We start from the raw sequence: 14,448 nt of genomic DNA, 5'->3' as shown, positions 1-14,448 counted from the left end.
GTGAATGCAGTCAAAAAAACAACATTATGAAGTCTTCATAGCGGTTCGGTAGGCTTGCAAGTTCATTAACAAATCAGCTTCCGCAGGAGATAAATGGCAACTCTCCACAATTTCATCCCGATTACCCCCCATTTCCAAAATGCGTAAAGCATGACGATAACCACCATCATTCTCTCGTTTATTCTCCAAATCCTGAATCTGGTTATCCATACTAATCAATTGGGTATTAATTTCCTTTAATTGCTTGGAGAACAATAAATCAGCATGTATTAACATAGGATGATCTTTTGTAATTTGATCAATTGATTTTTGCTGTGTATCTAATTTTTCCTGAAAATCAATTAATTTTTTTCGCTGATCTAATAAGTAATTCACTACTAATAAAAAAATAACCACATTCAAACATAAAAGAAAAATCATCATTTTATTTCCTTATTCCCAATGACTACACGGTGCACTTGTTCACTTAATGCCGGATTAAAAAGGCGAGGAACACTTCGACTCAGGGCAATAACGACACTTACTCTGCGATTTGCGGCTCTCCCTTGTTCCGTGATGTTATCTGCAACTGGAAATTGTTCGCCGTAACCCGTTACTAAAATATGTTGTGTTGAAATACCAAATGAATTTAAAATCCGACCAACAACTGCTGCACGCATGGCTGAAAGCTCCCAGTTTGATGGGAATTGAGGAGTTTCTATAGGAACATTATCAGTATACCCTTCTACTGCAACAATATAGTTAGATTTTTTGATCTTACTGGCCAATCGCATTAATTTAACAAAAGCCTCAGGTTTTAAATCAGCCTCACCCGACTCAAACAAAGCTCCTGATTTAATATCCAGCTCTATCCAGCCTTCCTGACGATTAATCTTATAATTTCCATCTTCTAATTCTGATAACGATTGATTTAGTTCATCAAGCCCATCATTATAGAGTCCGTGAAATTGTTTGGTTTGTGGCCCATCTTTTTTATTGTCTGTTGATTTGAGCGCACGAGCTGCATCTTTTTTATTGAAAGCCGATTTCATCCCCTCCGAAAGTGATCGGTATTTTGAAATATTAACGGAAGAAATAGCGTACATCACTACAAAAAATGCAAATAACAAGGTGATAAAATCTGCATAAGAGACAACCCAACGATGATGGTCGTTATGTTGTTCATTTCTTTTTTTTCTTGATTTCATTTTTCTTGTGCTGGCCAAAATTATTAAGTTTTAATAGCAGGATCCCTGGGCTTTCCCCAGAGGCGATGGCAACTAAACCCTCTACAATCATTTCGTCATAGTGCACCTTATGGGCAACACAACTTTTTAATTTATTCGCTATTGGTAAAAAAATGAGATTAGCCATTCCAACCCCGTAAATAGTAGCAACGAAAGCAACCGCAATGCCTAATCCCAATTCGCTTGGGTCGGATAAGTGACGCATCACTTGGATCAATCCTAATACTGCCCCCATAATTCCTATGGTTGGACTATATCCTCCCATACTTTCAAAAACTTGTGATGCATGAATGTCATGAGCTTCAATTCGATCAATCTCGTCTTCCAGAACTTGTCTAATAGTGAGTTTATCTACGCCAATAACCAACAATTCCAAACCCTTACTAATGAGCGGATTTTTCTCAACTTCCAAGTGTTCCTCTAGAGAAAGCAATCCCAATTGACGTGCTTTTCGTGCTAACTCAAACATCTTGTTTCGACAGGCTTCAAAATCAAGTTTGGGCGGTTTGATGACCCAGGGTAAAATATAAAATGCTCTCCTAAAGGTACTGAGTGGTGTTTGCACCATGACGGCACCAATTGTTCCTCCAAGTACGATAAACAATGCAGATAAATTGATTAAAGCCTGTATGTTTCCGCCTTCAAACATTTGGCCGATTAAAATTGCTAAAAAACTGGTTAACATCCCTATTAAAGTTAAAACATCCATTGTTTTTTATTCCGGTAAACGTGATTTGATACGATGCGTTGCTTGGCTAAGAATCTGTGAAACGCGTGATTCGCTAACTCCAATAACTTCCCCAATTTCTTTTAAATTTAAATCCTGCTCATAATACAAAGAGAGTACCATTCGCTCCTTATGGGGTAATCCTCGGATAACTTCTGACAAACGACGCATCAAATCACTATGAAATACATTGGCATGAGGCTCAGCGTACCCATCTTCAACCTGCAAAACATCATCCGTAACACCCAAATCTTCAAAGCCATATAAATGACTACTCACTGAGTCTTGTAACATTTCATGGTACTCATCAAGTGAAATATCAAGTTCAGCTGCAATTTCTGAGTCCTTAGCCTCTCTTCCTAATCGATGCTCAAGATATTTTACTGCTTCAGAAATCATTCTTGAATTACGGTATACCGAACGAGGTACCCAATCATTACGTCTTACTTCATCAAGCATGTACCCTCTAATCCTAATTCCTGCATAGGTTTCAAATGAGGCACCTTTGGAAGAATCATAATGTTTAGTCGCTTCCAGCAATCCAAGCATTCCTGCTTGGATTAAATCATCCAACTGCACACTTTGTGGCAAACGCCCCAATAAATGATGTGCGATGCGTTTAACCAACAAGGCATGGGTTTTTACCAATGTTTCTTGGATTTGCTGATTAACTTTGCTATAGGCAGCCAAAGCATCCACAATATTCTCCTTAAAATTCACCTGCAACCAAACGCTCTAAAAAGAAACTGGTATTACCACCCAATAAAGAGCTGGGGGGCCACTCAGATACTTCATCTGCTAGCTGTCTAAGTGCCAAAGAAGCAGCAGAATCAGGATAAGCAATTAATACAGGTTTTTGCATTTTTACTGCCCTGTGTATGTGTTCATCAAAAGGTACTGCTCCTAAATAGTCTAGCTGAACCTCAAGAAATTGCTCGGAAACTTTGAATAATTTGTTAAATAATTCGCGCCCATCTCTCTCATTTCTCACCATATTGGCCAGAATATGAAAACGCGTCCATTCATAACGTTTACTCATTACTTTAATTAAAGCATATGCATCAGTTAATGAAGTGGGTTCATCACATACAACAACAATTAATTCTTGCGATGAGCGAGTAAAACTTAGAACCGTGTCTGAAATTCCAGCCGCTGTATCGATAATCATGTAATCTAAATCATCCGTAAGCTCATTAAATGCATCGATAATTCCAGCAAGCTCTGGTGGGGAAAGTTGAGTCATAAATTCAGTTCCTGAGGCCGCAGGAATAACACTAATACCATTAGGTCCAGGTAAAATAATGTCACTTAAATGACAGATTCCCTGAATTACATGGGATAAATTAAATTTAGTATGCAAACCCAACATAATATCGATATTTGCCAAACCTAAATCGGCGTCGAGTAACATGACTCTTTTGTTAAGCTGAGCCAAACCAACAGCCAAATTGACCGAAACATTACTCTTGCCTACACCTCCCTTCCCAGCAGAGACTGCAATGACTTTAATCGGTTTCGCACGTGACAGCTTCCTCAGGCCTGAGGCCTGATCGCGTATATTTTGCTTTACTTTAGACATGATATTCTCTCCCAGCACTTTGATGCGCTTTCCCAACCTTGTCTGTCTGGAACAGTTGTATTTCCTGATCTATAAGCAGCTCAATAAGCTGGTGTCGTGTTGCCATTTTAATGTCTTCAGGTACACGTTGTCCGTGTGTGAGATAGCTCACCCCCAAACCTGACTCAGTAAGTGCACTAAGTGCACCACCTACAGCTAATGACTCATCCAGTTTGGTTAAAATACACTGATCGACTTGATTTGCTTCATAACGCCTTATTGCATCAACTAATACTTGATAGTGGCTAGTTGCAGGTAAAACCAAAACCTTGGAAATCGATTGTAAATAAGTGCCCAATACATGCATTTGTTTTACAACTCGTTCATCGGCCGGATTCATTCCCGCGGTATCAATTAAAATTAATTTCTTATCGCTTAATTGCCGTAATACTCGCGCCAAGGAAACTTCATCCTGAGCAACACAGACCTTAACCCCCAAAATTTTTCCATACATCATCAGCTGTTCTTGGGCAGCAATTCGATAAGTGTCCATAGTGACGAGACCTAACTTATCAGCCCCAAATCTCAAGGTAAATCTCGCCGCAATTTTGGCTAATGTCGTCGTTTTTCCGACACCTGTTGGTCCAACAAAAGCATAAACCCCGCCTTCTTCTATCCTATGGGTATCATGAATAGTTAATTGCTCGGAAATTAGATTCAATACTGCTTCCCAACCTCTTTGTTGATTCAAATCGGGTCGCACAGAACATGCCCAAGTCGCGGCTGTCGTGTGACTTACCCCCAAATACAGAAGTTTCTGGAGCAAAATTGTATGCAAAGGCTCATGGACACCAACATTTCCTCTTAATTGTGCTTCAAGCATGCCTCTTAGCGTTTGAATTTCTTGGCGCATATCATCAAGAGGGGTTTGCATTTGAAATTTATTAATCTGACTCGGTGGCTCAGCACAAGCTACCGCTGCAGAAGTTGAGAGAATTGTTTCATCAAAATCAATTGCTGCAACTACTTCCACTCCACCATCTACATGGTGGCTGGACAAGATGACGGCATCTGCACCAAGTGTCTCTTTAATTTGTTTCATAGCGCTGCGTGTATCGGCCGCAACAAAACGTTTTAATTTCATAAAGCCTCCTGCTTATGAAGAAATTTGTCACTACTCACGCAATGCCTCTATAGAAATTGTAGCCTGATTGTAGGAAAACTGAGAAATTTATGCTCTAAGTTCTTTTTTCTACACCTAAGCTACTGTTCTGTTATTACAGACCCAGTACTCCATTTCTATCCTACTGTGCCTACTATTCTTATTTGTTTATTATCAGGAATTTCCTGATACGACAAAACATGAAAGTCATGAGAGATATTACGCACAAATCGTGCCAACACTGCTCGTATTCCCGGTTGTACAACCAATACTGAGCTCTCCTGCTTTGCCTGCTGTTGCATTGCTAGTTGTGTTAAAGAATGCTGTATTTTATCTGCCATTCCTGGCTCAAAATTTACGCCTCCAGATCCACTACTCTGAATTATGTTTTGCAATAATTGTTCCAACTCGGGTTTTAATGTAATAATTGGCAATTCCTCGTGAATTCCACTGATTTTTTGAGTAATTAATCGTGATAAGGCAATACGTACTTGACTGATTAAATACTCTGTATCTTTAGATTTTGGCGCTAACTCCGCCAAAGTTTCGACAATCGTTCGAATGTCAGTGAGCGGAATATGTTCTACTAGTAATCCTTGTAATACTTTACTTACCATTCCTAATGTAAGACCATCTGGGATCAGCTCTTTCACTAATTTAGGTGAGTTTATTGCAAGCTTATCTAAGAGCTGTTGTGTTTCTTCATAACCTAATAACTGCTGACTGTTTTGCTCTAATATTTGACTTAGGTGAGTAGCGACAACTGTTGAGGTATCAACTACGGTATAGCCCAATGTATGTGCTTGTTCTTTTTGACTTTCATTAATCCAAACCGCTTCCATACCAAATGCCGGATCATGTGTTTTAATTCCTTCAATTTCGCCAAAAATTTGTCCAGGGTTTATAGCCAAGCAACGATCAAGATGAATCGCAGCCTCTCCCATGACAACTCCTGCCAAACTAATTCGGTAATGGTTAGGCTTTAAATCTAAATTGTCCCGTACATGCACCGATGGAATTAAAAAACCAAGCTCTTGAGATATCTTCTTGCGCACCCCTTTTATGCGAGAAAGCAACACTCCGCCTTGTGACTGATCAACTAAAGGAATCAGGCGATATCCTACTTCAAGACTAATCACGTCAACAGGATTTACATCATCCCATGAGAGTTCTGATGAAATATTTGGAGCTTGCATTGCAATAGATTCATTTTCCTGAGAGAGCTCCTCTTTACGCTTAACTTTTTCTTGTTGTTGAAACAAATAAGCAATTCCCGACAAACCTGCAGCAAGTAAAATAAATGCAACATGGGGCATTCCGGGAATAATACCAATCAATCCGATAATTGCCGCAGCAATAATTAATGAACGCGGATTAGCCAGCAATTGGGAAACAACTGCATGCCCCATATTTTGCGCACTAGAAACTCGAGTAACAATGATGGCTGCAGCAGTTGATAAAACTAAAGAAGGTACTTGGGCTACCAAGCCATCACCAATAGTTAATAGAATATAATTATGTAGTGCATCAGAAACATTCATTCCATGCTGAAAAACACCGATAATTAACCCACCAATAATGTTAACTACCAAAATCAAAATTCCAGCGATTGCATCGCCGCGGACGAATTTGCTGGCACCATCCATAGAACCGTAAAAATCTGCTTCCTGAGCGACCTCTAATCGACGCTTTATCGCCTGCTCTTGGTTAATTAAACCCGCATTCAGATCGGCATCGATAGCCATTTGTTTGCCAGGTAAAGAATCCAAAGTAAAACGCGCACTAACCTCAGATACACGGCCCGCACCCTTAGTTACTACAACAAAATTTATAACGACTAAAATAATAAATACGACTAAACCTACAGCATAGTTTCCACCAATAACTACTTCACCAAATGATTGAATCACATGCCCAGCAGCATCAGTTCCTTTATAGCCGTTTAACAAAACCACGCGAGTTGAGGCTACATTTAAAGACAATCGCAATAAGGTTGCGAGCAATATAACAGTTGGAAATACGGCAAAATCCAGAGGCCTTTCGCTGTATATCACAGCTAACAGCACTACAAGTGATAGAGCGATATTAAAGGTAAATAAAACATCCAATAAAAAAGGGGGCAAAGGCAACATCATCATGCCAAGCATCATGATGAGCACTAAAGGTGTACCTAAACCTTGACGCATCCAATATTGAATATAGTGCAATGCTTTATTCATGGGCATCCTCCTCTGCTTCGCGTACTAATTCTGGTGGAATAGGAACATCCTGTAATACAACAGGTTTATAATCATAACGTTCCTTATCACGCAGTTGAAACACATAGGCTAAAACCTGGGCTACAGCAATATAAAGCCCTCTTGGTATTTCCGCATTTAATTTGGTAGAAAAATAGAGGGCCCGTGCCAAGGGTGGCACCGAAATAATAGGAATTTGATGTGACTTTGCAACTTTGCTTATTTGGAAAGCGACCAAATCTTTACCTTTCGCTACTACTATTGGTGCTTTATGACTCTTTTCTTTATAACTAATTGCTACAGCATAATGAGTAGGATTCGTCAACACCACATTTGCCTTGGATATTTCATTCATCATTCGTCGTCTTGAAATTTCTTGTTGCGCGCGACGAATAGCACTTTTTACTTCGGGCTTACCTTCTGTTTCTTTATATTCGTCCCTCAATTCTTGCATTGTCATCTTCATATTTTTTTGATGTTCATACAATTGAAAAGGTACATCAAAAGCAGCAATCAAAATCAAACTGGCTGCAATCAATACAAAAGACTTCACTACGATCAAAGCACCACTACCAATTGCTGTTTCTATGGGAACATGGGCCAAAGCCAACAATGCAAGCACTTGTGATTTAAGTACAACAACAGCTACAATTGCAACTAAGAGGAACTTAAAAAACGATTTGAACATTTCGGCAAAACTTTTTACCGAGATCATACGCTTAAGCCCTTGAAATAAATTGAGTCGTGAAAATTTAGGCTGTAAAACTTGTCCGCTAAACACCCAGCCCCCCATAAGTAAAGGGGCTGCCAAAGAAATAAAAAAGATAACAACCAATAAGGGCATTAAAGACCAAAATCCCATCTTAGCTAGAAAAAACAAACGTTCAAAACTCGTTGTTGAAGTGATAATAACTCGTGTATCAAACTCAAAAGCATGGCGCATCATAGTTGCCATCTGATGCGCTAATTGCTTTCCAAAAATAAGAAATCCCACCGCAGTAAAAAGCAAAATTACGGTGGTGTTGAAATCTCTTGAGCGAGCCACCTGACCTTTTTTTCGCGCTTCTTTGAGCCGTTTGGCCGAGGGCTGTTCGGTTTTTTCTTGTGCTTGTTCTTGATCCGCCATCAGCGCAGCATCCCTATCATAAAACGCATTCCATCTTTGATAAGATCTGCCATTTGTGCAGCAACACTCGGCAAACCCACCTTAATCACAACCATTCCCATGATTAACGTTATAGGAAATCCCAAAGAAAAAATATTTAATTGTGGTGCTGCCCTAGACATAATTCCGAATGCTAGACTCACAATAAGTAAAGACAATAAAGCGGGGATTGAAATCAATAATGCTTGTTTAAACATCCAGCCCGAAAATAAAATGACATTCCATACCATAGATTGAGTCACTGAAAGCTCTCCTACAGGCATTATTCTGAAACTCTCTAATAAAGTTTCAAAAACAGTCAAATGTCCATTAAGCGCCAAAAAAATTAAAGTCATCATCATTGAATAAAGCTGGCTGACCAATGGAACACTGGCTCTGCTTGCAGGATCCATCATCACCGCAAAACTAAGACCAGCTTGCATTGCAATAATTTGCCCGCCCAAAACAAAAACCTGAAAAACGAGTTGTAAGACAAATCCCATTAACAACCCAAAGAGCATTTCCTGAATGATATATGCTAAAAAAACTCCTTTGAAATTCAGGAAAGAAAGTTCTTTAGGAACCATAAAAGCACAAACCCAACTTAAAACGAAAAGCAAAATAATTTTAATGCGTGCCGGTAATAAAACAGAGGAAAATACAGGTATTGTAAGCAATAACCCACCAATACGTCCCATTGGCCAAATAACCTGGCTTATCATGCCTATTATTGTTGGATAATCCAGCTTCATTTCGAGTTAGCCTATTAAATAAGGAATATTGGTAATTAACGAATCGGTGTAATTCACCATTGTCTTCAATAACCAAGGACCAGCAAATACGAGCATCAAAAAAGTAACAAATAATTTGGGTATAAAACTTAAACTCGTTTCATTAATTTGTGTTGCCGCTTGAAACATGGAAACAATAACACCAACAATCAAACCAGGAAGAATGAGAACTGTGATCAATAACAACATTAAATACACACCTTCGCTGAATATAGAAACTACTGACTCTGGCGTCATATTATTTCCCTTTTAGTAACCCTGTTTCCTGTTAATTCACTGCATGCTGCATTTAACTCATGGCAAAACTTGATGCCAGTGATCCTAAAACAAGTGTCCAGCCATCAACCATAACAAAAAGCATGATCTTAAAGGGTAATGAAATAATTAAAGGCGATAACATCATCATACCCATAGCCATCAGAACACTGGATACCACCATATCAATAATTAAAAAAGGCAAAAATAAAATAAAGCCAATCTGAAATGCTGTTTTTAATTCGCTAGTAATGAACGCGGGAATCACTACACTCATTGGTACTTCATTGAGGGTAGCCGGATTTTTTTGAGCAAATTTTTCAAACATGGATAAATCATTTTTGCGTGTTTGATTTAGCATAAATTCGCGTAAAGGCACTTGTGCATTGGCTAAGGCCTGGGGAAATTTTATGGTCTCTGCAAGATAAGGTTGTACTGCGGTTTCATTGATTTTATTAAATACTGGGGACATCACAAAATAAGTCATAAACAGAGCGATGCCAATTAAAATTTGGTTGGTTGGAGTTTGTGCCATCCCTATAGCCTGACGTAAAATGGAAAGCACGATAATTATTCTTGTAAATGCTGTCATTGCCATCAACATTCCAGGCAAAACAGTTAACAAGGTCATAAAAATCAAAATTTGGAGGTTAACACTGTAGGTCTGTTCTCCATTTGCACCAGGTTGTACCGTCATGGCAGGTAAGGATAAAGGTGCTGCATGCAAATCCAGAGGAATAAAACAAAATAAGATAAGAATCAAAGTAGCCTGGGTGCAGCGAAGCGAAACCCGGGAATTAAAGACACTCCTTCCCACTGCCATTAAGTTAAGGAACTTTGTCATTCCCACATAGGAGGATAACCATTTCTGTACATGTAAATTCATTATTTTCATCTTATGATTTCACAACCGATTTAAGCAGATCTGCAAATGAAGGTTTATTTGTAATATCAAAGCCAGAAGGCAACTGTTCGCCAAAATCATGAAGCAAGGTGACATTTCCAGCGCCCGAACCAATCAATAAATAACGAGTTCCCACTTTTAATAGTGTGATTTTTTCCTTAGGTCCCAAAATCATACTGGCTACAGATTGAAATCCTTTTGCCGAACCCATTTGCATACCATGTAATCGCTTCACTACCCATGACAGTACAATGATGAGCAATAAAACCAACAATAAGCCCATCACAACACGTATGAGTTCGCCCTGGCTAAGTGCGCTTTGCATTATCTTAATCGCTTAATTCGTTCTGCTTGAGGAACAATGTCGGTTAGTCGCACACCAAATTTATCGTTAACTACAACAACCTCCCCGTGTGCAACTAAAGTACCATTGACTAAAACATCAAGCGGATCACCTGCTAAACGATCCAGAGCAACAATACCTCCTTGGTTTAATTGGAGCAGATTGCGAATGGTCATTTTAGTACGGCCAATTTCTACCGTTACGGAGACCGGTATATCTAAAATCAAATCCATTTTATCGCTGTCTGCTTCTTGGGGTAGATTATTTGTTGGTTTAGGTTGTTCAATTGCCTCTTGAGACATTCCTTATCTCCTAATAACTAATATTTTTTATTATTTTTACTGCGCGTTTGTCATTTGCAGTACCTTGAGTTGCCGTAAAACCTGGAACCCCTTCAATATCTAAAGTAACCTCTTCTTTCATTTCCATAGGTATAAAATCACCTATTTGCCATGACATCACAGCACCCAGAGTACTTGTTGTTTCAGCCATTGCAGAACTCACAGTTACTTCGACATTCATTAATTCTTCTTTCAGTGATTTAACCCAGTTGGGATCAATTTCATCATCGGGTCGAGAGGCGCCAAGCTCCAATTGCTCTTTAATTGGTTCAACCATGGAATAAGGTAAAATGAAATAAAACGTTCCCATTTCTTTGCCAAAATCCATCGAAAAACGTGCTACTAACAGCATTTCTTCAGGTTCTGCTATATTGACTAATTGTGGGTTTGTTTCGTCATTAAATTTGCTAATATCAAGCTGAATAATTGGCTTCCAAGCTTGAGTCAGATTGGCAATAAGTTTCTTGGTAATTACATCCATGACACGCAACTCAGTCGCAGTAAAATCAGTTCTATCTTTTTGGGCAAAAAATTGGGAGCTGCCACCAAAATAATAGTCGACCAGATCATAGACAAAAGTACTATCAAAAAGAATAATGCCCTTACCTCTTAGTGGTTTGAATTTAAAAATACACATTAAACTTGGGTTGGGTAAGCTCTCCATAAAATCGCGATGTTTTATAATGAGCAGTGGATCTTGTTTAATCTCGAAATCCTTACCCGTAACATTATAGACATCCGACGCAAATAAGCGCACAGCGCGATCATAAATTCTATCTAATACAGGTAACTTACCTTTGACGATACGTTCCTGAGCAGCAAAATTCAGTGTTGTTACATCAGTTTCTTCTTTTATTTCTACGGTCTCAAATACCGCTTCCGTTACCTTCTTTTTATTAGCTTTTGATTTTTTATGGTCGGATTTTTCATGGGCTGCTGTAGTGTCTTCTGAGTCCTGGTGTACTTCCTCAGGAGTTTCACCTACAGTTTTCAGTAGCGCATCTATTTCTTCTTGTGATAAAACGTTTTTATCAGACATATAAGCAATCCATACTAATTTTAAACTTGAATTCACTCATTAAACTCAAGCAAGCACCATGATTTTTCTTTCGAGTAACACATTATGCAAACTATATGCCATTTATAAAAATGATTTAGAGTAGCCTGGGTGCAGCGAAGCGGAACCCGGGAATGATTCATCAAAAACCCGGGTTCCGCTTCGCTGCACCCAGGCTACAACTACAAAATGAATTAATAAACAGCGAGCCATTTGATTTGACAGTCAAAAAATCATATGCCAATCATTTGACAATATATTCAAATTAATAAAGAAAAAAGTAGGTCCTTTTACTCATTCGTCTCAAGCTGGCATTTCGCCTGCGCCATTCTTCGACAATTATCCTGGCAGTCAATTTGATCGGAGTTCAAGCATTGTGAATTAATACAATCTTGGGTTGTATTATTAAGACATTGTGATTTGTCATACTTTTGCGCACCTAAATTATCTTGGGGAATATCGGCTGCAAAAACTGAAAGAGAAAAGAAGAAACTCAAAAAGCTTAAAAAAGTTTTCATCATAATTCCTTTTAAATATGTTTCTAAATGAATTATAGTCTTAATATTGAAAATAATTGAATGGCGAAGCAATGCACAGCAAAATAAGAACTCTCACTAATTTTAGCCGTGCCGACTTGAGTCAATCCTCGTGTTTACGTCCAGATAATGAAGCACAACTTGTTGATTATCTTGCTCATAACCCTCAACAAAATATACTCGTACGCGGTTCAGGCATAAGTTACAATGACAGTTGTTTTAATACGGATGGTTTTATTATCGATAGTGCTCGTCTGGATCATTTTATCGATTTTAATCATGATACTGGGATTGTACTCTGTCAGGGTGGCTTATCGCTTAAAGATCTATTTTTAGTGCATCCTGATTTCATTCCTCCTGTTCTTCCGGGCAGTGTCCACGCTACAGTGGCAGGTGCAATTGCTCACGATGTGCATGGAAAAAACAATCATCAAGCCGGTAGTTTTGGCCATCATCTCATCGAATTTGATTTGTTGATCGGCAGTAAAAAATTCCATTGCAGCCGTAAAAAAAACAGTGACTTATTTCATACCACAATCGCTGGCTTAGGCCTTACAGGTATTATTACTCGTGCTACACTTCGTCTTAAAAAAGCGTCTCGTTTTGTTCAGGCAGAACACAAACAATTTGAATCAATCCAAGCACTAACTGAATATATGGTCGCCGAGGGTATTCATCATGATTATCAAGTATCTTGGCTTGATCTCCTTAATCCTGCTCCGCGAGCCATTCTTTCTATAGCGGATCATTGTGAACCAATTGACACTAAAAAACGAACAATCCATACCGTACCTAAAATTCCCTTCTCCTTAATAAAATCATGGAATATGAAACTATTTAATCAGTATTTTTTTAACCGTAAAAAAGGAACAGAAAAACTAGAGCTTGAGCAATTTAATAATCCGCTTGATAAGCTCATGCACTGGAACAGGCTTTATGGCCCTAAAGGATTGATTCAATTTCAAGCAGTATTTAGTGCAGAACAAGTTACATCTACTTTAGATCAGTTGATACAGTTGATGCGGATTAATAAGGCAACACCCACTCTTGCCGTCCTCAAGTTATTCACCCAACCAGGGGAAGGATTACTTTCCTTTTGTAAACCAGGATTTACCTTAGCAGTTGATTTTGTATGTAATCCTCAGGCGAAACAAGCAATATCTGCAATGAATCAATTAATCACTGAACTGAATGGTCGAGTTTATTTAGCTAAAGATTTGCTTTTGAATGAAGAGCAATTTCATAGTATGTATGAGAATCATAAACATTTTTCTCAAACCCTTGAGCACTATGGATGTACAATGCACTCTGATCTGGCAAAACGATTAGGGATAAAAAAATGACGCAAAGAACTTGGGTGATACTTGGTGCAACCTCCATTATTGCAGAAAAATTTGCTCATATTGTTGCTCAATCAAAGCACCACTTACTTTTGGTAGGACGCCAACACGATCAACTCCATATGATTGCCAATGACATCACGCTTAGATACAAAACACATTGTGATGTGCTCATTGTGGATCTGGTTGAACAAGTGGATGAGCTACTTAATGTGCTTAAAACAGAAGATCGTGAATTGGATTTGTTCATTGCCCACAGTGATTTCACCAATAACGAACATCTGAATATTGAAACAATTACCCATCTTATCCAACTCAATATTCTAACCACTACCATAATTATCCACTCCTTCTTAAATCGCCAACAAAAAGAATATAATTTACTGTTTCTAAGTTCCGTTGCAGCGTGTAGAGGACGTGCCAAAAACAGTCTTTATGGAGCAAGTAAAGCAAGTATTGAAATTTACCTCCAGGGTTTACAACAGACTGCCAGCAGCAATCAACATATCACTATTGCCCGCTTAGGCTTTATTGATACCAAACAAACTTATGGCATGCCTGGAATTTTTTATGCAGCACCACCAGACTCTTGTGCAAAAGCGTGTTGGAACGGGTTAATGCGCAGAAAAAGGATGTTTTATTATCCTTATTTTTGGCGAATTATTATGGCAATCATCACTCGATTGCCATTTTTTCTTTATAAGAAAATGGGCAAGATTTGATGGTGTTTTTTTGAGTTTTCAAAGAGCCTTATTAGATCATTGGTCTCTTCTGTTAACTCATTTTTAGCTACCCGCATAACTCATACAACTCTTTTCGGCTCCCAC

General features: G+C 38.6%; 17 protein-coding genes. 2 read left to right on the top strand and 15 right to left on the bottom strand.

Going from position 1 to position 14,448, the window contains the following annotated elements:
- Window positions 1-24: 24 nt before the first annotated feature.
- The 15 genes from Lstg_RS00745 to Lstg_RS00675 all read right to left on the bottom strand — a co-directional run bounded on the left by Lstg_RS00745 (window position 25) and on the right by Lstg_RS00675 (window position 12,266).
- Window positions 25-423, bottom strand: coding sequence for a DUF2802 domain-containing protein (locus Lstg_RS00745; protein ID WP_058475752.1), 399 nt, complete (start codon window positions 421-423; stop codon window positions 25-27).
- Complete coding sequence (locus tag Lstg_RS00740) at window positions 420-1,187, bottom strand: flagellar motor protein MotB (protein WP_058475751.1); 768 nt, start codon at window positions 1,185-1,187, stop codon at window positions 420-422. The genes Lstg_RS00745 and Lstg_RS00740 overlap by 4 nt, the downstream gene beginning before the upstream one ends.
- Complete coding sequence (locus tag Lstg_RS00735) at window positions 1,162-1,935, bottom strand: flagellar motor protein (RefSeq protein ID WP_058475750.1); 774 nt, start codon at window positions 1,933-1,935, stop codon at window positions 1,162-1,164. Before Lstg_RS00735 ends, Lstg_RS00740 begins: the two co-directional genes overlap by 26 nt.
- A 6-nt stretch (window positions 1,936-1,941) precedes the next feature.
- Window positions 1,942-2,652 (bottom strand): RNA polymerase sigma factor FliA, encoded by a 711-nt coding sequence (locus Lstg_RS00730; protein WP_058475749.1) that lies wholly within the window; start codon window positions 2,650-2,652, stop codon window positions 1,942-1,944.
- Between the two features lie 10 nt (window positions 2,653-2,662).
- Entirely contained in the window at window positions 2,663-3,532 is an 870-nt protein-coding gene (locus tag Lstg_RS00725; RefSeq protein ID WP_058475748.1) for a MinD/ParA family protein, read from the bottom strand.
- A complete protein-coding gene (flhF, locus tag Lstg_RS00720; protein WP_058475747.1) occupies window positions 3,525-4,655 on the bottom strand; it encodes a flagellar biosynthesis GTPase FlhF in 1,131 nt (376 codons plus the stop codon). The genes Lstg_RS00725 and flhF overlap by 8 nt, the downstream gene beginning before the upstream one ends.
- Window positions 4,656-4,810: 155 nt before the next feature.
- Entirely contained in the window at window positions 4,811-6,892 is a 2,082-nt protein-coding gene (gene flhA / locus Lstg_RS00715) for a flagellar biosynthesis protein FlhA (RefSeq protein WP_058475746.1), read from the bottom strand.
- Window positions 6,885-8,036, bottom strand: a complete 1,152-nt coding sequence (flhB, locus tag Lstg_RS00710; RefSeq protein ID WP_058475745.1) for a flagellar biosynthesis protein FlhB — start codon at window positions 8,034-8,036, stop codon at window positions 6,885-6,887. The genes flhA and flhB overlap by 8 nt, the downstream gene beginning before the upstream one ends.
- Window positions 8,036-8,806 (bottom strand): flagellar biosynthetic protein FliR, encoded by a 771-nt coding sequence (gene fliR / locus Lstg_RS00705; protein WP_058475744.1) that lies wholly within the window; start codon window positions 8,804-8,806, stop codon window positions 8,036-8,038. Before fliR ends, flhB begins: the two co-directional genes overlap by 1 nt.
- 6 nt (window positions 8,807-8,812) lie before the next feature.
- Complete coding sequence (gene fliQ, locus Lstg_RS00700) at window positions 8,813-9,082, bottom strand: flagellar biosynthesis protein FliQ (RefSeq protein WP_058475743.1); 270 nt, start codon at window positions 9,080-9,082, stop codon at window positions 8,813-8,815.
- A 52-nt stretch (window positions 9,083-9,134) separates the two neighbouring features.
- Window positions 9,135-9,923 carry a flagellar type III secretion system pore protein FliP gene (fliP, locus tag Lstg_RS00695; protein ID WP_058475969.1) on the bottom strand — a complete coding sequence of 263 codons (789 nt, stop codon included), beginning with the start codon at window positions 9,921-9,923 and terminating at the stop codon, window positions 9,135-9,137.
- A gap of 73 nt (window positions 9,924-9,996) precedes the next feature.
- Complete coding sequence (gene fliO, locus Lstg_RS00690) at window positions 9,997-10,329, bottom strand: flagellar biosynthetic protein FliO (RefSeq protein ID WP_058475742.1); 333 nt, start codon at window positions 10,327-10,329, stop codon at window positions 9,997-9,999.
- The gene (gene fliN / locus Lstg_RS00685; protein ID WP_082650770.1) at window positions 10,329-10,649 is read right to left on the bottom strand and encodes a flagellar motor switch protein FliN; all 321 of its coding nucleotides are present in this window, start codon (window positions 10,647-10,649) and stop codon (window positions 10,329-10,331) included. Before fliN ends, fliO begins: the two co-directional genes overlap by 1 nt.
- A gap of 10 nt (window positions 10,650-10,659) precedes the next feature.
- Window positions 10,660-11,727 carry a flagellar motor switch protein FliM gene (fliM, locus tag Lstg_RS00680; protein ID WP_058475741.1) on the bottom strand — a complete coding sequence of 356 codons (1,068 nt, stop codon included), beginning with the start codon at window positions 11,725-11,727 and terminating at the stop codon, window positions 10,660-10,662.
- A gap of 308 nt (window positions 11,728-12,035) precedes the next feature.
- On the bottom strand, window positions 12,036-12,266 hold the full coding sequence (locus tag Lstg_RS00675) for a hypothetical protein (protein ID WP_238585339.1): 231 nt from the start codon (window positions 12,264-12,266) through the stop codon (window positions 12,036-12,038).
- A gap of 68 nt (window positions 12,267-12,334) precedes the next feature.
- Here Lstg_RS00675 and Lstg_RS00670 point away from each other — a divergent pair, with 68 nt between their 5' ends.
- Both Lstg_RS00670 and Lstg_RS00665 read left to right on the top strand, forming a co-directional pair.
- Window positions 12,335-13,624, top strand: a complete 1,290-nt coding sequence (locus tag Lstg_RS00670; RefSeq protein WP_058475739.1) for an FAD-binding oxidoreductase — start codon at window positions 12,335-12,337, stop codon at window positions 13,622-13,624.
- A complete protein-coding gene (locus Lstg_RS00665; protein WP_058475738.1) occupies window positions 13,621-14,343 on the top strand; it encodes an SDR family NAD(P)-dependent oxidoreductase in 723 nt (240 codons plus the stop codon). The genes Lstg_RS00670 and Lstg_RS00665 overlap by 4 nt, the downstream gene beginning before the upstream one ends.
- Window positions 14,344-14,448 lie beyond the last annotated feature (105 nt).

Origin of the sequence: Legionella steigerwaltii (assembly GCF_001468065.1) — a bacterium.
GTDB lineage: Bacteria > Pseudomonadota > Gammaproteobacteria > Legionellales > Legionellaceae > Legionella > Legionella steigerwaltii.
The sequence above is the reverse complement of the archived record's forward strand: the minus strand, read 5'-3'. Positions and strand labels throughout refer to the sequence as shown.